This is a genomic window from Solimonas sp. K1W22B-7 (assembly GCF_003428335.1).
Classification (GTDB): Bacteria; Pseudomonadota; Gammaproteobacteria; order Nevskiales; family Nevskiaceae; genus Solimonas_A.
In genome coordinates this window covers 4,775,660-4,795,757 of the sequence record NZ_CP031704.1, presented here as the reverse complement: position 1 = coordinate 4,795,757, position 20,098 = coordinate 4,775,660, and the positions used below count along the sequence as shown (strand labels likewise).

16 protein-coding genes and 2 pseudogenes are annotated in these 20,098 nt (G+C 65.4%); 13 read left to right on the top strand and 5 right to left on the bottom strand.

The window, feature by feature from the left end; all coding sequences use genetic code 11:
* Positions 1 to 8: 8 nt before the first annotated feature.
* Positions 9 to 1,013, top strand: coding sequence for an alpha/beta hydrolase family protein (locus D0B54_RS21615; RefSeq protein WP_162932617.1), 1,005 nt, complete (start codon positions 9 to 11; stop codon positions 1,011 to 1,013).
* Here D0B54_RS21615 and D0B54_RS21610 read toward each other — a convergent pair.
* Positions 976 to 1,980, bottom strand: a complete 1,005-nt coding sequence (locus D0B54_RS21610; RefSeq protein ID WP_117294042.1) for an IS30 family transposase — start codon at positions 1,978 to 1,980, stop codon at positions 976 to 978. The two genes, D0B54_RS21615 and D0B54_RS21610, sit on opposite strands and share 38 nt — an antisense overlap.
* Before the next feature lie 97 nt (positions 1,981 to 2,077).
* Between D0B54_RS21610 and D0B54_RS21605 the strand changes: the two genes are divergently transcribed.
* From D0B54_RS21605 to D0B54_RS21570, 10 genes and pseudogenes are all read left to right on the top strand, one after another.
* Positions 2,078 to 2,605, top strand: a complete 528-nt coding sequence (locus D0B54_RS21605; protein ID WP_117294040.1) for a hypothetical protein — start codon at positions 2,078 to 2,080, stop codon at positions 2,603 to 2,605.
* A gap of 125 nt (positions 2,606 to 2,730) precedes the next feature.
* Positions 2,731 to 4,233, top strand: a complete 1,503-nt coding sequence (locus D0B54_RS21600; protein ID WP_117294038.1) for an aldehyde dehydrogenase family protein — start codon at positions 2,731 to 2,733, stop codon at positions 4,231 to 4,233.
* Between the two features lie 5 nt (positions 4,234 to 4,238).
* Positions 4,239 to 4,373 (top strand): annotated as a pseudogene (locus D0B54_RS25330) (flavin-containing monooxygenase); the annotation flags it as partial.
* Positions 4,374 to 4,430: 57 nt separating this feature from the next.
* Positions 4,431 to 5,570, top strand: coding sequence for an acyl-CoA dehydrogenase family protein (locus tag D0B54_RS21595; RefSeq protein ID WP_117294037.1), 1,140 nt, complete (start codon positions 4,431 to 4,433; stop codon positions 5,568 to 5,570).
* A 53-nt stretch (positions 5,571 to 5,623) separates the two neighbouring features.
* On the top strand, positions 5,624 to 5,749 hold the full coding sequence (locus D0B54_RS25025) for a hypothetical protein (protein WP_256365895.1): 126 nt from the start codon (positions 5,624 to 5,626) through the stop codon (positions 5,747 to 5,749).
* 196 nt (positions 5,750 to 5,945) lie between these two features.
* On the top strand, positions 5,946 to 8,501 hold the full coding sequence (locus D0B54_RS21590; RefSeq protein ID WP_117294035.1) for a DUF1302 domain-containing protein: 2,556 nt from the start codon (positions 5,946 to 5,948) through the stop codon (positions 8,499 to 8,501).
* Positions 8,502 to 8,533: 32 nt separating this feature from the next.
* Positions 8,534 to 9,895 carry a DUF1329 domain-containing protein gene (locus D0B54_RS21585; RefSeq protein WP_117294033.1) on the top strand — a complete coding sequence of 454 codons (1,362 nt, stop codon included), beginning with the start codon at positions 8,534 to 8,536 and terminating at the stop codon, positions 9,893 to 9,895.
* A gap of 36 nt (positions 9,896 to 9,931) precedes the next feature.
* Positions 9,932 to 11,158 carry a DUF445 domain-containing protein gene (locus D0B54_RS21580; protein ID WP_117294031.1) on the top strand — a complete coding sequence of 409 codons (1,227 nt, stop codon included), beginning with the start codon at positions 9,932 to 9,934 and terminating at the stop codon, positions 11,156 to 11,158.
* A gap of 10 nt (positions 11,159 to 11,168) precedes the next feature.
* On the top strand, positions 11,169 to 11,870 hold the full coding sequence (locus tag D0B54_RS21575; protein ID WP_117294029.1) for a hypothetical protein: 702 nt from the start codon (positions 11,169 to 11,171) through the stop codon (positions 11,868 to 11,870).
* A 55-nt stretch (positions 11,871 to 11,925) separates the two neighbouring features.
* Positions 11,926 to 12,798 carry an SDR family oxidoreductase gene (locus D0B54_RS21570; protein WP_117294027.1) on the top strand — a complete coding sequence of 291 codons (873 nt, stop codon included), beginning with the start codon at positions 11,926 to 11,928 and terminating at the stop codon, positions 12,796 to 12,798.
* A gap of 433 nt (positions 12,799 to 13,231) precedes the next feature.
* Here the strand turns inward: D0B54_RS21570 and D0B54_RS21565 are convergent, their stop codons facing one another.
* The 3 genes from D0B54_RS21565 to D0B54_RS21555 form a co-directional block, all read right to left on the bottom strand.
* Positions 13,232 to 14,590 carry a DUF1329 domain-containing protein gene (locus tag D0B54_RS21565; RefSeq protein ID WP_117294025.1) on the bottom strand — a complete coding sequence of 453 codons (1,359 nt, stop codon included), beginning with the start codon at positions 14,588 to 14,590 and terminating at the stop codon, positions 13,232 to 13,234.
* 19 nt (positions 14,591 to 14,609) lie between these two features.
* Positions 14,610 to 16,514 carry a DUF1302 domain-containing protein gene (locus D0B54_RS21560; RefSeq protein WP_117294023.1) on the bottom strand — a complete coding sequence of 635 codons (1,905 nt, stop codon included), beginning with the start codon at positions 16,512 to 16,514 and terminating at the stop codon, positions 14,610 to 14,612.
* A gap of 274 nt (positions 16,515 to 16,788) precedes the next feature.
* On the bottom strand, positions 16,789 to 17,700 hold the full coding sequence (locus tag D0B54_RS21555; RefSeq protein WP_162932616.1) for an alpha/beta hydrolase: 912 nt from the start codon (positions 17,698 to 17,700) through the stop codon (positions 16,789 to 16,791).
* 306 nt (positions 17,701 to 18,006) lie between these two features.
* Between D0B54_RS21555 and D0B54_RS21550 the strand changes: the two genes are divergently transcribed.
* On the top strand, positions 18,007 to 19,026 hold the full coding sequence (locus D0B54_RS21550) for an AraC family transcriptional regulator (protein ID WP_162932615.1): 1,020 nt from the start codon (positions 18,007 to 18,009) through the stop codon (positions 19,024 to 19,026).
* Positions 19,027 to 19,038: 12 nt separating this feature from the next.
* Here D0B54_RS21550 and D0B54_RS21545 read toward each other — a convergent pair whose 3' ends face one another.
* Entirely contained in the window at positions 19,039 to 19,650 is a 612-nt protein-coding gene (locus D0B54_RS21545; protein WP_117294017.1) for a TetR/AcrR family transcriptional regulator, read from the bottom strand.
* 181 nt (positions 19,651 to 19,831) lie between these two features.
* On the opposite strand from D0B54_RS21545, the pseudogene D0B54_RS21540 reads away from it, so the two are divergent.
* A pseudogene (locus D0B54_RS21540) lies at positions 19,832 to 20,047 on the top strand (acyclic terpene utilization AtuA family protein); the annotation flags it as partial.
* Positions 20,048 to 20,098 lie beyond the last annotated feature (51 nt).

Here is a 20,098-nt window from a genome sequence, read left to right as displayed (position 1 = left end):
AACTCGCCATGGCAACACCTGCCACCCGTGTCAGGGCCCTGTGCCTCCTGTCTGCAAGCTCATTGCTGCTCGCGGCCTGCGGCAACCGTTCGGCCCCGGAGTCGGGCGCCGATGACACTCCCGGGCCGACACCGCCGGTGCTGGATCGCAGCTGCGACCAAGCCGCTTTCCCGTCCACCGCGTGGACGCTGTGCGAGGCGGCCAACTTCGCCCATCTCGGCGAAGCGCCGCTGGAGGGACTCAAGCCCGCTTTCCAGGTCCGGCAGCTGGCGCAGAGTGCGGCGAACCTGCAAAGCCTGCTGGCGCGCGCGGCCGCCGACCCCAGCTGGTTCGATCCTCGTTCCGGCAATACGCCCCTCACCCCGGTCTGCGCCGGCGGCAGTGTGTTCTGTGTCGGCGATCCCTTCCGCTATCCGGCAGTGGACGGACCCGATGGCCGGCGGTTCTTCGAACAGGAGGCGCAGGTGACGCCGGTGCTGTTCTACGACCGCGAATGCGCGCGCATCTCCGGGCATGTCTGGCGTCCGCGTGCCGCGGCGGCCGGCGCACGCTTGCCGGCGGTGGTGATCGAGAACGGCTCGGTGCAGGCCGAAGAGCAGGCCTACTGGTGGGCCGCGCAGGCGCTGGTGCGTGCGGGCTATCTGGTGCTGACCAGCGACCCACGTGGGCAAGGCCGCTCCGATCTCTACTCGCCGCGCCTGGTGCAGGGCGGCAACCTCGATCCCAGCACCTTCTGGCTCGGCCTGGTGGATGCGATCGACTTCCTGCGCTCCACGCCGGCCCACCCCTATCCCTGGAACCAGGACTGCGCCGGCACCTATCCCACCGCGATGACCGCCTACAACCCGGAGCACGCGGCGCTGGATCGCGGGCGGCTGGGCATCGCCGGGCACTCCTTCGGCGCCGCAGGCGTCTCCTTCGTGCAGTCCTACGGTGCGCCGGGCGCAGAGCCCTGGCCGGGCCGGCTCGATGCGGTCAACCCGGTGAAGGTGATCGGGTGGATTCACATTTGAAATGCAACACTTTGGCGAAGACCTCGGCAGGGGTTTTGAAGCCGAGGCACTTGCGTGGCGTGTGATTGTAGATCTGAGCGATCTGCAAGAGTTGGTCTGGTGAGAGGTCTTCGACGTTGGTTCCCCGGGGTAGCCAGCGGCGCAAACGCCCGTTGGCATTCTCGACGCCACCCTTCTGCCAGGGGGAATGCGGATCGCAGAAATAGGTCTGCAAGCCCAGGGGCTGATGCAGGGTGTAGTGCAAGGCGAATTCGGTGCCGTTGTCGAAGGTGATGCTGCGGCGCAGGGCTGGGGGCAGTGGGGCCAGCAAGGCCTGGAGGGTTTGCGCCACCGGCGCAGCGGCCTTGCTGGGCTGGCGGACGATGGCGGTCAGCCGGGACGTTCGCTCATGCAGGGTCAGGATGGCTTGGCCATAGCGCGCAAAGAGCATCAGGTCGGCTTCCCAGTGTCCCGCCTGGCGCCGGTCAGCCGCAGCCTTGGGGCGCTTTTCGATCGAAACCCGCTGCTGGATGTGCTCTGCCGGGCTGCCGCCCTTGCGGCCACGGAAGCCGCGCTTGCTCTTGGCACGGGGCAGATAGAGACGCCAGGAAAAGTCGTTGGTCCGGGCGATCTGGGCGGCAATGAAGCGATAGATGCTCTCGTAGCTGATCTGCAGATCCTGCTGAGCCAGCCGCCGCGATACCTGCTCGGGAGACCAGCCTCGGCGCAATCCCTCCAGAACCCTGGCTTGCAGCTCGGCATCACGCAGAAGCCGGCTACCTTGCCAGCGGCGCGCCCGAGCTTGCTCGCCGGCATAGACGCTCTGGTAGCCCGTCGCGCCAGTGTTGCGCTTCAGTTCCCGAGAAATGCTCGATGGCGCGCGATCCAGAGCTGCCGCAATTTGCCGGATCGACTCCCCGGCTTGGCGCCGACGGGAAATCTCACACCGTTCCTCGATTCCAAACTGCTCAAAGCTCTTGCGTCCCATTGCAGCACCCTCGTAATAGGGTGTTGCATTTGGTTTGTGAACTCACGTCGTCGCCTGGGATGCGCTGGGTTCACCGGACTCGAAGATCGACGCCACCGTGTCGAACTACCTCCTCGGTCTCGGCAACCTCGGCGGCCCGCTGTACACCCTGACCGGCCGCGACTATCCCGCGATCGTCGCGCGGGTTCCGGCGATGAGCTTCAGCTCCGAGTACGGCATTGCTCCGGCGCCCTTCCTCGCGCCCCCCGACCCGGAGGCGCACAAGCACAGCCATGCCTACTGGCAGTCCGAGGGGCAGCCGGTGTACTCCATCGTGATCGCCGGCAGCAGCCACGTGGAGTGGTCGCAGCTCCCGCTGGCCCACGCCACCTCCTGGTGTGCGCAGGTGGTCGACAACGAGTGCGTCGGCAGCTGGGGCCTGGCCGTCGCCGAGCACTACACCGTCGCCTGGTTCGACCGCTGGCTGAAGCGCCCCGGCGAACCCGGCCATGCCGATGCCGATGCGCGCCTGCTCGACGATGCCGCCTGGGCCGGGCGCCTGAGCTGGCACTACCGCTCCGCACGCAGCTTCCCGGACCGCGGCGGCCGCACCCGGCTCTGCGAGGACATCCGCGGCGGCTGCTGAGCCGCGAGGCCCGCCGCCGCTTCGTCTGGAGTCAAATTCCTTTCGTCCAATGTCAATCGGCGGACCAGGAAAACACAGAGCATCCCGCTGCTGCATGATGCGGCACGACCAACCGGAGAACGATCATGGACGGTGGATTGACGGCGCTCAGCGCCTCGGTAAACAGCTTCCTCGCGCAACCGCAGAAGGTGCTGATCGACGGGCAGTGGCGGCCTGCGTGTTCGGGCCAGACCTTCGAGGTCTACAACCCGGCCAACGGCGATCTGATCGCCAGGGCCGCGGCCTGCGACAAGGCCGATGTCGATCTCGCCGTCGCCGCGGCGCGCAAGGCCTTCGACCAGGGACCCTGGCCGCGGATGACGCCCTCCGAGCGCGGCAAGATCATCTGGAAGGTCGGCGACCTGATCCTCAAGTACGCCGAGGAGCTGGCGCAGCTCGAATCGCTGGACAACGGCAAGCCCATTGCGGTGGCACGCGCCGCCGACGTGGTGCTGGCGGCCGACCTGTTCCACTACATGGCGGGCTGGGCGACCAAGATCGAGGGCAGCACGCTCGGCTTGTCGGTGCCCTACACGCCGGGCGCCGAGTATCACGCCTACACGCGCAAGGAGCCGATCGGCGTCGTCGCGCAGATCATCCCCTGGAATTTCCCGCTGCTGATGGCGGCATGGAAACTCGGCCCCGTGCTCGCCACCGGCTGCACCGTGGTGCTGAAGCTGGCCGAGGAGACGCCGCTGTCCGGGCTGCGCCTGGCGCAGATCATCCAGGAGGCCGGCGTGCCCGACGGCGTGCTCAACGTGCTCACCGGCTTCGGCGAGCCCTGCGGCGCGCCGCTGGCGGCGCATCCGCAGGTGGACAAGGTCGCGTTCACCGGCTCCACCGAGGTCGGCAAGCTGATCGTCCGCGCCGCCGGCCACGATCTGAAGAAAGTCACGCTGGAACTCGGCGGCAAGTCGCCCAACATCCTCCTCGACGATGCCGACCTCGAGCTGGCGATCCCCGGCGCGGCCAGCGCGATCTTCTTCAACCACGGCCAGTGCTGCTGTGCCGGCTCGCGCCTGTTCGTGCAGGAGAAGATCTACGACAAGGTGGTCGCCGGTGTGGCCGACTACGCCCGCAAGCTCAAGATCGGCCCCGGGCTCGATCCCAGCACCGAGATGGGCCCGCTGGTGTCCCAGATCCAGCTCGACCGGGTCTCCGGCTTCCTCGAATCCGGCCGGCAGCAGGGCGCCACGGCGGTCTGCGGCGGCAAGCGGCACGGCGACCAGGGCTACTTCGTCGAACCGACCGTGCTGGTGAATACGCGCGACGACATGAAGGTCTACCAGGAAGAGATCTTCGGTCCGGTGGTCACGGCGATTCCGTTCAAGACCCTGGACGACGAACTGATCCGCCGCGCCAACGATTCGATCTACGGCCTCGCCGCCGGCGTCTACACCAGCGACCTGGGCAAGGCCCACCGGCTGGCGGCGCGGCTGCGGGCCGGCACCGTCTGGGTCAACTGCTACAACATCTTCGACGCCGCGCTGCCCTTCGGCGGCTACAAGCAATCCGGCTGGGGCCGCGAGATGGGCCGCGAGGTGCTGAACAACTACCTGGAGACCAAGTCGGTCTGCGTCAGCCTCTGACCCATGGACTGCAAGGCCGGGAACTCGCCAGCCAGTGGAAGCAGGGAGCGGAGTCCTTCCTCGGCATGTCGGCGCCGGGCTTCCCCAATCTGTTCGTGATCTACGGGCCCAATACCAGCCTCGGATCTGGCTCCATCATCTAAGGGCCGTCTGAACCTATGCCCTCTTTTTCCCTTCCATAACCGAGATTCGCTTGCATGAACCGCAAACCCCTGGAACCCGAACTGGAAATGTTCCGCGATGCCGCGCGCAAATTCTTCCAGCAGGAAATCCGCCCGCACAATGAGCGCTGGCGCGAAGCCGGAATCATCGACCGCCAGGCTTACCGGAAGGCCGGTGACGCGGGCCTGCTCTGCATGTGGGCCGACGAGAAATACGGTGGACAGGGCATCCATGACTACCGCTACGAGCAGATCCTGGTCGAGGAAAACGCCTTCCACGGCGATTCCGGCTATCTCATCTCGTTGCACAGCCGCATCGTCGGCCCCTACATCAACAACTTCGGCAGCGAAGAGCTCAAGCAGCGCCTGCTGCCGGGCATGATCAGCGGCGAGAAGATCATCGCGATCTGCATGACCGAGCCGGATACCGGTTCGGACCTGGCCGGCATGAAGACGCGGGCGGTGGAGAAGGACGATCACTGGCTGCTCAACGGCGCCAAGACCTACATCTCCAACGGCATCAATGCCGACATCATCATCGTTGCCGCCAAGACCAATCCGGACCGCGTGCACGATCTGACCCTGTTCATCGTCGAGCCCGGCATGGAGGGCTTCGAGCGCGGCCGCATGCTGAAGAAGATGGGCATGAAGTCGCAGGACACCGCCGAGCTGTTCTTCCGCGACGTCCACGTGCCCAAGGCCAATATTCTCGGACAGGTCAACAAGGGCTTCCACCACCTGATGCAGTCCCTGTCCGAGGAACGCCTGACCGCGGCGGTCGGCAACATCTCCTACGCGCGGGTGGCGATGGAGGTCACCCGGGACTTCGTGCGGCAGCGCAAGGTCTTCGGTCAGCCGCTCAGCAAGTTCCAGAACACGCGCTTCAAGCTTGCCGCACTGGATACGGAGATCGAGATCGCGCAATGCTTCGTCGACCGCTGCGTGGAAATGCACAACGAGGGCAGGCTCACCCCTGAGGATGCCGCGCGCGCCAAGCTCTACACCAGCGAGGTGAACGGTCGCATGGTCGACGAGGGCGTTCAGCTGCACGGCGGCGCCGGCTACATGGAGGAGTACCCGATCTGCCGGCTGTACCAGGACGAGCGCGTGCATCGCATCCTGGCCGGAACCTCGGAGATCATGAAGGAAATCATCGCACGCGCCACGCTGGACTGATCGCCCGGCCGCGAGCCGGTTCGAGCGATGCGAAAAACATGGGGGAGAGAGACATGTTCGGAAGAATGTTGTGGCTCATGCTGGGCATCGGCGCACCGCCGACGAAGCACGTGGAAGTCAGCGGCGACTCGCCCGTGCGCCTGCTGATGGACGCGGCCGTTGTCATCGCCGGCGGCTGACCCTTCGCGGCATCGCGGCAGCGGCGGCTTTCGATCCCACCGAGCCGGACCACCCCTGCGAACCCTGTAGCACCCCGGATTTGCCGTAGCGCGCTTTCGCCTGAAGTCAAATCACTTTCGTCCAATGTCAATCAGCGGGCGAGGCAAAACCCGAGCATCTCTCCCATAGGCCGACGAAGCCAATGAGGAGAGAGAGATGAACCAGAACCCGCCGCAGCACCCACGCAAAGCCGTGACCCTGGCTTGCCTCACGCTCGCCGTCGCGGTGGGCGCGGCCAGCGTCCCCGCGCAGGCGCTGGAACTGGAGTTGCCCACGATCAACGGCACGCAGATCGAAGGCGTCGCTAACTTCAACATCACCGCCGGCGTCGGTGTGCGCATGCAGGATCGCAGCAGCGATCTGGTCGGCAAGGCCAACCTCAATCCGGAGATCTGCGGGCGCGGCCCGGACGGTCGCATCTACTACCAGTCCTGCCAGGGGCTGTTCCGCACGCAGACCTTCCCGGCCGAGCATTTGGTGCAGCAGCCCGGCCAGTTCAGCAGCAATGCCGACGACGGCAACTGGAACTACGGCAAGGGCGACCTGACCCAGGCACCGCTCAAGATCACGCCCGACCTGACCCTGAGCTGGGGCGACTGGGGCCTGTTCGCCCGCGCCATCGCCTACTACGACTTCGTCAACAACGATTTCCGCGAGTACCACCCCAACCGCATCACCAGCGACAACATCGATCGCGTCGGCAATGTCTCGCGCACAGGCGATGAACTGTTCAATCTGCCCGTCCCTCTGCCGATGCTGACGGTGCGCACAGACTCTCGTCCCTGTCCGGCAGACCGCAATCCCGGCGGCGGTCCTTGCGGCCTGGTCTACGGCCCCGGCGGAGTGGTGCGCAACAAGCGCAGCGACGGCGAGACGCTGCGCCAGATCGGCGCCGACTTCCAGATGGCGGACTTCAACGTCTTCGGCAGCATTCCGCTGCCCGGCCTCGACCGCGAACTCACGATCAAGCTCGGCCGCCAGGGCGTGAACTGGGGCGAGTCGACGCTGCTGTTCTTCGACTCGATCAACTCCGCCAATCCGGTCAACGCCAACAACTTCTTCCGTGTCGGCCAGGCGCTGGAGGAGGTGTTCTCGCCGGTGGGCATGCTGTTCGTCGGCACCACGCTGTTCGAAGGCGCGACCATCGAGGGCTTCTACCAGTACGAGTGGCGCGGTGCCGAGGGGCAGGCGCCGGGCTCCTTCTTCTCGACCGCCGATCTCGGCACCGGCAACGCGGTGGACTTCGTGACGCTGGGCTTCGGCCAGGTCGCCGAAGATCCGGAGCGCATCGCCCGGCTGATGGACAACTCCCTGTCCGGCGTGACCAGCACCTCCGGCGCGATCGAGCGCCTGGCCGACCGCACCCCGCGCGACAGCGGCCAGTATGGCTTGGCCCTGAAGTACTACGCCGACTGGCTCAACGAGGGCACCGAGTTCGGCCTGTACTTCATGAACTACCACTCGCGCATTCCCTATGTCAGCTTCATTTCCGCGCCCGAAAGCTGTTCGCGCCACGCGACCAACACAGTGGAATTCATCGCGGCCTGCGCCGACGTGCCCGCGCTGCACGCCCTGCTCGATCCCAACAACCCGCTGGGCGCGACAGACGACGCAACCCACTTCGACCGCAGCAAGGTCTTCCTCGACTATCCCGAGGACATCCGCATGTTCGGCCTGTCCTTCAATACCACGATCGGCGAATGGTCGGTACAGGGCGAGGTCGCGTACCGGCCCGACGCCCCGCTGCAAGTGGATTTGGAGGATCTCGGCTTTGCAAGCTACGGCCCCGCGCTTGGACTGTGTCACCTCCCGGAAACCGGCTGCTCGGGTTCCGGCCAGGCCAATCTCGCAGGGCTGCTGCCGAACCTGCCGTTGCCGCAAAACCTGCCCACCGGTGGCTGGGGCACGCATGCGGATGGCACGCAGGGGCTCTATCCGGATAGCGATTTCGTGGTCGATGCCCAAGGCACGCATGGCTCATTCAACGACACCTATGATCTGATCATCGGCCACTATCCCAGCGGCGGCCGCTTCTTCCCGACCTTCGTGATGCCCTACCGCGGCGTCACCATCGGCAAGAACGCACCGGAGTCCTATATCCGCGGCTGGGAGTACTTCGACACTTACCAGTTCAATCTCGGCGGTACCTACATCATGGATGCCTCCCATGCGATTTCCTCGGCCATCAACGCCGATCAGATCGTGCTGCTGGTGGAAACCGGTGCGACCTGGGTGCCCGGTCTCCCCGCGCTGGATGAACTGCAACTCGAAGCGCCCGGCACCTTCCTGCACGCCAGTGCCGGTGCCGACGGCTCCGGCGCCGATCGCTCGCGCCAGGCCTGCTCGACCAACCAGGCCTGCTCCTTCGGTCCGGATGGCCTGCGCTTCAACCCGCATCAACAGGACCTCGACCTGTACCCGGACAAGCTGTCCTACGGCTACGACCTGGTCGCGCTGATCAAGTACGAGTCGGTGCTGCCCGGCATCAGCCTGCAACCGACGCTGGTGTGGAAGCACGACGTGCACGGCACCGCCCCCGGCCTGGCCGCCAACTTCATCGAGGGCCGCAAGATCGCCGACGCCCTGCTGGAGGTCCGCTACAAGTCGAACCTCGCCTTCAATTTTGGCTACACCTGGTTCACCGGCGGTGGCGCCGCCAACTTGCTGCGTGACCGTGACCAGGCGCGCTTCTTCGTCAAGTACTCGTTCTAAGCATCGCAACGCTGCGACAGGAGGCTGCATCCATGAACACCCCACACACCGGCCTGCGGATTCTGCTGGTCTCGCTCGGCCTGATCGCCGCGCCATTGGCCCATGCCAAGGTCACGGCGGCGGAGGCGGCCAGGCTCGGCAAGGAGCTGACGCCCATCGGCGCCGAGCCCGCCGCGAACAAGGACGGCACGATCCCGGCCTGGGCTCCGGCCGCCAGGCGCGGCGCCCTGAAGGGCGAATATCCCTCGAACCCCGCGTTCGATGCCGAAAAGCCATTGTTCACGATCACCAAGGCCAACATGGGCCAGTACGCCGACAAGCTCAGCGAGGGCCATCGCAAGCTGCTGTCGACCTACGACAGCTACAAGATGAACGTCTATCCCGGCCATCGCCCGATCACCGTGCCGGACTTCGTGCAGAAGGCGACCGCCGCGAACGCCACGACCTGCACGCTGGTCGACGTCGACACGCTGGACAACTGCAAGGTCGGCTTTCCCTTCCCCGTGCCCAAGTCCGGCGCCGAGGTGATCTGGAACCACAAGCTGAAGTACCGCGGCGAAGGCGCACGCCGCTACAACAACCAGATGATCGTGCAGACCAATGGCGAGTTTCAGCTGACCAAGATCGTCGAGGAGGCCAAGTTCTACTACGCCGTGGAGAAGAACCCGGTGCCGCTGACCAAGGACAGCGGGCTGTTCCTCAAGTATTTCTCGCAGACCATCGCGCCGCCGCGCCTGGCCGGCACGATGATCCTGGTGCATGAGCGCGCGGGCTCCGGCAATTCCGGCCGCGCCGCCTGGCTGTATTCGCCCGGCCTCAAGCGTATCCGCCGCGCGCCGACGGTCTGCTGCGACAACCCCTACGAGGGCACCGACGGCCACCAGTTCTACGACCAGGTCGACATGTTCAACGGCGCGATGGAGCGCTACGACTGGAAGCTGATCGGCAAGAAGGAGATGTTCATTCCCTACAACTCCAACCGCATCGGCAGCAACAAGGTCAAGTACAAGGACCTGGCCAAGCCGAAGCACCTCAACCAGGATCTGCCGCGCTACGAGCTGCACCGTGTCTGGGTGGTCGAGGCCAACATTCGCCCCGGCACCAGCCATACCTTCGCCAAGCGTCGCTACTACGTCGACGAGGACAGCTGGGCCGTCGCCGCGGTCGACGACTACGACAATCGCCAGCAGCTCTACCAGTTCCAGGAAGGCCACATCGTGTTCGCCTACAGCATCCTGGCTACCGGCACGATTCCCGAGGTGATCTACCACTTCAACTCGGGCCGCTACTTCCTCACGGCGATGGCCAACGAGGACCAGCCGAACGACCTGACCGTGCGCCTGGACGACTCGTACTTCGAGTCCTCCGCGGTACAGAAGCGCTCGACCAAGTAGTGCATCGGCAGGAACAGCCAGGCACAGGGGCGGAAGATGAACACGCATAGCGTCATTGCCGAAATCCAGGCCCATGCATGGCTGTACCTGTCGATGCCGCTGATCGCCGCCTTCGTCGGCTATGTCACCAAGCTGCTGGCGCTGGAGATGATGTTCCGGCCACTGGAGTTCGTCGGCATCCGGCCCTACCTGGGCTGGCAGGGCGTGGTACCGCGCAAGGCCGAGAAGATGGCGGGCACCGCCACCGACCTGCTGCTCGGCAACATCATCCGCGTCGACGAACTGGTGCAGCGGCTCGACCCGGTGCGCATGGTGCGCGAGGTCGAGCCGCTGCTGCAGGGCGCATCCGAAGACCTGGCGCGCGAGATCGGCGAGCGCTACATCCCCGGCTTCTGGAAACTGTTGCCGGAATTCGCGCGCAAGGCGACGGTGCGACGCGTACAGGCGGAGATTCCGCGGGTCGCCGTATTGCTCTGGCAGGACATCGCACTCCGGCCATCGCACTACCTCGATATGCGTCACCTGCTGGTCGCCAACCTGGTGCGCGATAAAGCCCTGCTCAACGACATCTTCCGTCGCATCGGCGGCAAGGAGTTCGTGTTCTTCCGCAACGCCGGCTTCTGGTTCGGCCTGCTGCTGGGCCTGGTTCAGCTGGCCTGCTGGATGACCTGGCACCAGCCTTGGCTGCTGCCCGCTTTCGGCGCCTTCGTCGGCCTGACCAGCGACTGGATCGCCCTGCAGATGATGTTCCGGCCGCTGTACCCGAAGAAGTTCCTCGGCATCACCCTGCACGGCAAGTTCATTGCGCGCCAGAAGGAAGTGGCGCGTGACTACGCCTCCCTGATCGCCAGGGAGCTGCTGACCCCGGCGAACATGATCGAGGAGTTGCTGCGCGGACCCTTCGCGGACCGGGTGGTGGACCTGCTGCAGCAGCACGTCCGCAACGCCACCGACGAACAGCTGGGCCTGGGCAAGCCGCTGGTGGTCGCCGCGATGGGCTCGTCGCGCTACGGCGAGATTCGCCGCCATATCGTCGTCCGGCTGCTGGAGCTGCTCCCCCAGACCTCGCGCGAGATCGAGCAGTACGCACTCGACGCGCTGGACATCAACAACACCATCGTGGCGCGCATGGACCTGCTGACGCCCGAGCAGTTCGAGGGTCTGCTGCGGCCGGCCTTCAAGGAAGACGAAAAAACCCTGGTCCTCTGCGGTGCCGTGCTCGGCTTCGCGGTGGGCGAGTTGCAAGTCCATCTGATGATCTAGGAACCCGACCATGACCCCGACGTTCGACATCACCGCCATCCCGGGCTCGCCCGAATCGGTCCTCTCACCCGCCATGCTGAGCCAGCTCCCGGCCAGCGCCGCGCCGGCCCCCTGGGACGCCCAGGCCCAGGCCATCCTCTGGTGGGGGCGTCCTTCGCAGCAGCTCCACTCGCAGCTCACGCCGCGCATGCAGGCACAGGGCAAGCCGCTGCTGAGCATCGGCGCGATCCTGCGCTACGACGACACGCCGGTCGGCACCTATGCCGAGGTGATGGCGGTGACGGCCTTACGGGGTCCGCGCGGCGTGTTCAATCACTGCCCGTTCATCGCGGTGGACTCGCCGGCCAGCGTGGTCGGCGGCCGCGCCAACTGGGCACTGGCCAAGACCCTGGCGCGCTTCGAGGGTGATGCGGCGACCCGCGCCATGACCGCGGTGGGCGAGTCCTGGACCGTGCGCGTCAGCGCGAAAAGTTACGGGCCGGCGCTGTCGCTGAACCTGCCACTGCCTGCTGCCACGCTGCTACAGGAGACCGCGGATGGCCTGCTGCAGGCATCGCTGAAGGCCGGCCGTTCGCGGCTACGGCTGGCCCGCGTCACCGTCGAGTGCAGTGGCAGCGATGCCCTGCGCGCCTACATGCCCTCCGGCCACTACTGGGGCGTGATCGCCGAACCCTTCAGGGGCTGGCTCGGCCCGGCGCGAGCCTGCGAATGACCATGCCAATGCGCTGCCGCACATTCCTGAACCCAATTCAGCAAGGAGTACGCACATGACCCGGAATTCCCACGGCTATCCCGGCATCGCCCTGCGCGGCGCCGTCGTCGCCATCACCGGCGGCGCCCGCGGCATCGGCCGCGCCACCGCGCAGGCCTTCGTCCGCGAGGGTGCGAGAGTCGCGATCGCCGATCTCGATCATGCGCTGGCCACGGCCACGGCGCGGGAACTCGGCGCCTCCGTGCGTGCCTATGCCGTCGACGTCACCCGCGCGGACTCCTTCGCCGCGTTCCTGGAAGCGGCGGAGCGCGATCTCGGTCCCATCGACGTGCTGGTCAACAACGCCGGCGTGATGCCGATCGGCCGCTTCGTGGAGGAGTCCGAGAAAATCAGCGCCACCACGCTCAACGTCAACGTCTGGGGGCCGATCCACGGCATGCGCCTGGTGCTGCCGGGCATGATCGCCCGCGGTCGCGGCCACATCGTCAACATCGCCTCGCTGGCCGGCAAGACGCATCTGCCCGGCCTGGCGGTCTACTGCGCCAGCAAGTTCGCGGTGGTGGGCCTGAGCGCCAGCGTGCGCGCCGAAGTGGCCGACAGCGGTGTCAGCGTCAGCGCGGTGCTGCCCAGCATGGTCAAGACCGAGCTGTCTGCCGGCATTCCGGTGCCGGGGAGCGCTGCCGTGGAGCCCGAGGACATTGCCGATGCGGTGATCGACAGCCTGCGAACACGGCGTGCCGAAACCGCGGTGCCACGCTGGGTGGGCGCTGCGGCGGCCATGACGAACCTGCTGCCGGAGACAATGGCGAAACTCGCCCGGAAGGCGGTGGGCGATGACCGCGGCCTGGTGGCCAACGACAGTCCGGCCCGGGCGGACTACCTGCGGCGCGTCGATCAGCAGGCCGCCAGCCAGAAACAGCGGCGGTGAGCGGCGCAGCGGCTATGGATGGCGATGATCTTCCGCATTCCCTGAAAGGAACAAGATTTAAGCGAATAGCTGGTAGTGAGCGTCCGCTCCTGGCACTACTGCGATGGTGGCGGTTGCGATTTGAGCGTCCGTTCTCGAGAGCGGGCAGGGCATGGAAGCGACAACCTGCCGGCGTCGACGGTGGAGAGAATGTCCCGTTCGGTCTGCAGCGGACCTGCCAGGAACCAACGACAAGAGCACTTATCACGGGTGCGCCCGAACGTCGCCTGGAATCTGAAAAATGGAACGGCCGGCGATCGGAGCCCGGATCGGCCGGCCGGTGGCTAATCAGCCAAACGACGACGCTTTGCGACGCGCCCCGGCGACGAGGAGTTTCGGGGCACGAGCGTCGTCCAGGAGAAGGGGCGCGGCGGAGGCCGCGCCCCGTCACGCCTTACCGGACGCCCCTCGTACGAACGGCGTCCGGGGTGTAGTCCGCCGGGGTCCGGCTGATGCGGTCGTAGACCTTCTTTTCACCCATGCGCAGGCGCATGGCCAGGTAGCGGCCGGACTGCAGGTCATGTTTGACCTCGACACCGTCCTGGACGAACGGAACGTCATAGAAGGTGCTGGTGTGCTGCTCATCCACGCGCCAGAGCTGGTCGCGGTTGTCGTACTTGTCGGCGACCAGGATCTTCCAGCTGTCCTCGTCGATGTAGAACGTACGGCGCTTGTAGATGTGCGAGGTGCCCGGCTTCAGCACGGCCTCGACCATCCAGACGCGGTGCAGCTCATAGCGTACGTGCTCGGGGTTGATGTGCCCCTTCTTGAGCACATCCTCGAACTTCAGCGTGTTGCCGTTGAGCTTGTACGCGTTGTAGGGGACGTACAGTTCCTTCTTGCCGACCAGCTTCCAGTCGTAGCGGTCGGTGGCGCCGTTGAACATGTAGAAGTCGTCGTTGGTGCGCAGGCCATCCGCCGCGGTCCCCGGGTTGTCGTAGGCCACATTCGGAGCGAGGCGGACGCGGCGCTGTCCGGGGCTATAGGTCCAGGCCTTGCGGGGCTGAGCGACCTGGTCGGTGTACTCGTGAACCAGGATCAGGCCGCCGGCGAGGCGGGGGGGAGCGTTGACCACCTGCAGGAACCGCAACAGCAGGTTCTCTTCGCGCTGCTCCGGTTTCTTCTGCTGGTTGGCGTAGACGTAGTCGTACTCGTAGTCGAAGTTCACCAGCGTGTAGTCGCCGCCGGTAGTGATCGCCGCCTGGGACCAGGATTCAGCGTAGGTATCGCCACGGTAACCAGCGATGTGGTTCCAGACGGCTTCTACACCGCTCTTCGGGATGGGGAAGGGGAAGCCGCCGGTGGTGCCCGTGAAGCCATTGCCACCGGAAGCCAGTTGGACCTTGGTGGCGTTCTGGCGGGTTTCCTCGTAGATGCCCGCGGGCCAGGCTGCGCTGCGCCGTGTCGGATAGACCGTCATGCTCCAGTCCGGATAGCGTTTGAGCAGCGCCTGCTGGCCCGGCGAAAGCTTGTCCTTGTACTGCGCCAGGTTGGTGGCGTTGATCGTGAACAGCGGCTTGTCGGAGGCGTAGGGGTCCGGATAGAAGCCGCCGGCCACGAAGCCGGCAACGGGCTTGGTCAGGCCGCCGTCCCAGGCGGGAATGCTGCCGTCGGCATTGCCGGCCTTCTCGGCGCCGATCGGCGTAAGCGTCTTGCCGAGCGCACCGGCCTCTTCAGGGGAGGCTGCGGCAACGGCAGCGCTGGACAGCAATGCGAGCGACAGGAGGCTCGCGGAGAATAGGAGAGTCTTCATGGCTATGCTCTTGAATCGGTTAGAACGCGTAGGACAGGCTGACGCTGAGGAAATCGCGGTCGCGCAGCGGGTTTGCGCTGGTGCTGTACTCCGGCGACTGGCCGGGCGGAACCGGGCCGGTGGCGGGCGAGGGATCGGTGCCGCTGAAATCGCGGCCGCCGAAGAAGCTGGTGTAGGCCAGGTCAGCCTGCCAGCGCTGCAGGTAGCTGAAGCCGAGACCGAAGGTCAGTGCCTTGGCCCCCTGGTTGAAGCTCGGGCTGACGCCGTTGACGTCGTGCGAGAACACGAGGCGCGGCGACATGCCGACGGCGCCGATGGCGTTTTCGTAGTCCAGTCGCGCCACCGCGCGATAGCCCCAGGAGTCGCGGGTCGCGTAACCCTCGCCCTTCTGCGTGCTGCCATTGGAGACGCGGTCGGCGGTGAACTGGCTCGCCGGCAGGTTGGTGCCGGGGCCGTTGAAGGGCAGGCCGTTGGGCAGGTCGAGATGCGTGTAGCCGACTTCGCCGATCACCAGGAACTGTTGCGCGGCGAACTTCGGTCCGAAGGCCTTGGTCGCGGTCATCTGGGCCTGATGCATGTCCACGCGCCGGTAACCGTGGAGATCCGTACCCGCCGGGACCAGGGCGGCGCTGGGCACCACGTCCGGATTGGTGTCCGGATCGGGTCCGTCGGGCAGCGTGGTGAAGCCCTCGCCGGTGACCTTGTTCGGCAGGCCGACCGCGGCCAGCAGCAGCTCGATATCTTCCACCTGCACTGGCTGGTTCGGGCGGAAGGAGTATTCGCCCTGCAGCGCGATGCCATAGGGGCCGGTGGTGTTGAAGCTGATGCCGTAGAGGTCGATGTCCTCCGGGTATTCGGCAAAGTAGGTCAGCGTGCCGTTGACGTTGTTGTAGGTGGACGCGCCCAGGGGGTTGGGAAAACCGCCGGGGCCAGCGCCAGGACTGCCGCTACGCGTAACCGAGGCGATGGGGGTGCGGCTGTGATAGCGCAGGTAGTAGAGGCCCAGTTCCGTGTCGTTGAGCCAGGATGCGAAGTAGCGCAGCGTCGCGCCGTACTGGTCCCGTCCATTGTCCGGATGCCGATCCGGCCGGCGGTCAGCCCAGAGCTGGGCTTCGGCGGGGTTCGCGCCGGGGCCGGCCAGCGGTGTCGGCGGGCTGTTGTCGTCGCGGCGACGCCCGGAACCGGCAAATGCCTTCACCCCATCGTCCGACACCACGTCGTTGGTGGAGAAGAAGGAGCCGCGCGGGTCGATTTCCGTCTTGTCCCAGGCCAGCAACCAGAGCAGCTCGGCGCTCAGCTTGTCGTTCAGCGGGTAGGACCCCCACAGCATCGGTGTCGGCAGCAGGGCTTCCTTGATCTCGGAGCCCGGCTGGCGGAGCTTGCTGACGTCGATCGGGTTGATGGCGTTGATGCCGTTGGCAATGAAGCTGCTCTCACCCCAGTTGACCACCTGCTTGCCAAGGCGCAGGTCCAGATTGCGGTCCAGAACCTTGAAGCGCGCCGAGGCAAACAGGTCCAAAAGGTCGAATTCAGCGCCCAGGCGGTCCTCGCCGCGCCGGCCCAGCTTGTCGGAGTCGTGGTTCTCGAAGTCGTAGAAGTAGGAGGCGCGTGAGAACAGGCCGAAGTTGTGGTACTTCAGTTGCAGTTCGTGGGTGGCCTTCACCGGTGCGGAGGTGATGTCACCCTTGTCGTAGTTGAGATTGCCGTCATCGTCGTTGACCGAGCGGGACGAGCCGCCGTTGGCAACACCGATCTGGCGGTCATCCGGATCCTCCATGCGGACCTGGAGACCCGCCGACACCGTGGTGTCGAAGTTTCCAGAGAGCTCTCCCTTCTCGAATGCCAGGGCCGACGCCAACGACGGCGCCGCCAGAAGCAATCCGCTTGCGCCGATGCGCAATGCCACGTCCAATCTGCTTGTCACAGGTTCTCCCTTATTCGCACTTTCGCTGGTATTGATGGTCGTATCCGCCCATCTTCGCGATGCGTTGCGACTAAAAGGATGTCCGGAATGGCCATGGACTTTGCAGATGTGGCCAGTCCTTCGAACGCCGGCCAGGAATGCCGTCGTGGCGACAGGCCGCTCGATCAGTCGCCCTACGCGTTCGATTCCTGATGAGCCTGGCTGGGGAGTCGGGCCTGACTACGACGGGCGCGCCGGCTTTGATGTGCCGCCGACGGCTGTCCTCACCGTCGATTTACCGGTTGCCTTGCAGTTGCAGCCCGGTCAGGAACCGGCCGATCTTCGCCAGGGCCAGGTCGGCTTCGGCCAGTACGCCGGCATGCAGCTGATAGACGTGCCACAGATCCGGTTCGATCTGGAGCTGTGCAAGCACCCCCGCGCCGTGCAGCTTGCGCTCGAGCTGCAGCAAGTCGTCGATCAACAGCTCCTCGCTGCCGCCCTGGATCAGCGTCGGCGGCAGCCCACGCAGATCCGCCAGCAGGGGAGAACACAGCGGATGCGATTGCGGGACGCGGTCGCAGTAGGCCGTAGCCCAGCGCCGCAGACCATCGCGGCTCAGCATGGGGTCGCGCTTTTCCTGTGCGGCTTGCATATCGCGCCAACTGCCCAGCTTGACCCAGGGTGAAAGCAGCACCAAAGCCTTCGGCGCTGTCAGGCCCGCCTCCCGTAGCGCGAGTGCGGCTGCGAGTGCCAGACCGCCACCCGCCGAATCGCCCGCCAGCACGATCCGCGTGACTCCGCTTTCCAGCAGGGCACGATACGCGGCAACCACGTCGTTGAGCGCGGCCGGCCAGGGGTGCTCCGGTGCCAGCCGATAGCCCGGCACATGCACGGGCACGCCGGCCGTGATCGCAAGCTGCGCCGTGATCGCGCGATAAAGCCGCGGCGCGCCCACGCAATAGCCGCCACCATGCAGATAAAGAATGGCCACGGTCCGGCTTGCGGTCGCCGCGCTTTGGACACACTCGCCGGTGACGCCGTTCAGGGTTTCATCAGTGAAGCTCACTCCGTCCGGAACGCGCGTGATGACGTGAGCCATGTTGAGCGCCCGGCGCTGTAACCAGATGGGGGTGCCAGAGGAGAACAGCGGCTTGAGCGTCAGCCGCAGCAGGCCCGACAGCAGTTTCCGATCACGACGGCCGCGCATCGCGGCTTTGCTACAGGAGCTGGATGGGACGATTGCCATTGGGTTCTCGGCTGCGGTGCGCTCACAAAGGATGGCGACGCCGCGTCGGAAAACACATGACCAACCGGGCCTATGGCCTGATCAATCCGGCCAGGTGAGTCGCCGCCGACAAGGCGTGGCTTCATACCGCCGTCCGCCGCGGAAGCGCGCGGCGAGTTGCCGATTTGGCCATGGAAGGTTGAAGATGACCCGGCTGGGGGCGCGTGACGAACCCAAGCTGTTGCCCGATCATTCCGGCCAGTGCTTTCGGCTCTTTGGGGGGTAGTCGTGTCATACAATGAAGTTCGCCGCCATGGCCTGAGCGCGCAGCTGCTGACGCAGTTGGCGGGCGAGCACGGCATGCCGGCGGCCCGTTGCCTGGCGGGCACGGGGCTGGTTGCCGAGTCTCTGGACGATCCTCAGACCGAGGTCACGGTCGAGCAGGAGCTTCGGCTGATCCGCAATCTCCTCGGTGAGTTGGGACATGTCCCGGCACTCGGCCTGCAGGCAGGTTTGCGCTACCACCTCTCGATCTACGGCATCTGGGGTTTTGCGTTGCTCACCAGTTCGACCTACCGCAGCGCAGCGGAGACCGTCGAGCGCTTTCTCGATCTCAGCTATGCCATCGTGCGTGTCCGCGGCGACTATCAGCCCACGGATTTCCGCGTGGTTTTCGACGTCAGTGACATTCCGGCGGATCTGCGCCAGTTCCTGCTGGAAAGGGCGTTTGCGGGATGGCTGGTCGTGACCCGCGAGATCCAGCCGCGTAGCCTGCCCATTCTCACCGTGCAGTTTCAGTTTCCGCGACCGCCCTACGCCGAGAAGTTCCGCGAACTGTGCGGTGTCGAACCGCGCTTCAACGCGGCCGAAAACTCGATCTCGCTCGATCCAGCCGCGGTGGACGCGCCTCTGCCACAGGCCGATGCCGTCATGGCGCGCATGTGCCTGGAGCAGTGCCGGCAATTGCTGGCGAAGCGCAAGCTGCGCCCGGGGGTCGCCGGCCTCGTGCGCGATTGCATGTTCCAGATGTCGGGACAAATCCCCACCATCGAGGCGATTGCGCAGCAACTGCACATGGCCCCGCGCAGCATCCGCCGTCGGCTCGAAGAGGAAGGCACTTCATTCCGTGCACTATCCGAAGAAGTGTTGCAGGCCTTGGCCGAGGACATGCTGGGTACGACCAACATGAAACTTGAAGAGGTCGCGATGCGCCTGGGCTACTCCGAGGCGACCAGTTTCACGCACGCATTCAAGCGCTGGACAGGCCAGTCTCCACAGGCTTATCGGGAATCGCAAGGCGGCGCGTGACCCGGCGACGGCCTAGCCCTTGAGCGCCATGTCCAGAACCATGGCCGCCAGTTGATCCAGCGATACCTCGCCGCCCTGGCGATACCAGGTCGCGGTCCAGGAAATCGACCCGCCAATCAGCAGCCGCCAGATGAAAGGGTCGTGAGGGACCAGGCCCTGATTCCGGCAATCCGTCATCACACCCAGCCACAGGCTCTGGTAGTGCTCTCGCAACCCGAGAAGGCGCTGCTGGTTTTCCTTGGACAGGCTTTCCCACTCGTGAATCAGCACCGCCATTGCGTCGCTGGTATTGCCGTTGACGGCCTCCAGTTCGGCACGGATCAGCCCCCCCAGGCGCTCCTTCGGAGTCTTTCCCAGATCCACCGCCTCCTGCATGCGGGCGGTGTTGTAGGTGATCGCCTCCTCCATGACCGCGCAGAGGATGTCCTCCTTGGTCTTGAAGTGGTGGAACAGGCTTCCGGACAGGATGCCAACCAGCTGTGCCATGTCCCGCACGGTGGTGCGCTCATACCCCTGGCTGCGGAACAGATGGGCGGCGGCGCGCAACACGCGGCCTCGGGGGCTGTCGTCCAGTCCGCCAACGTGCGGAATTTCGCTCAATTTCTGCACTGCAACACTTTCCATAAGCTTCCTCGAACCAAGGCCTGGCTGCCCCTGAAGCCAGAGCTTGCCTGCCAACTCATCGACGTGCGCCCTTTACAGCCTCAAATCGAGGTGTATAGTAGCCTCAATTGAATACCAAGCAAGCGCTTGGTTGGTATTCTGCCGCACACCACGAAAGCTCGTTAGCGGGAGCAAATCCGTCGTGACGCATCAGGACCGTATCGTTCGTATCGGCTGCGCTTCCGGCTTCTGGGGCGACACCAGTACCGCCGCTTTCCAGCTGGTGAAGCTGGCCAGGATCGACTACCTGGTGTTCGACTATCTGGCTGAAGTGACCATGTCCATCCTGGCCAAGGCGCAGATGGAAGATTCCAGCCTGGGCTATGCCCCGGATTTCGTCATGCCGATCAGGATTCCGGCAAGCCTGCTCAACTAAAAAAACGAGCCGCTCTCCGCAGCAGGGCAGAGC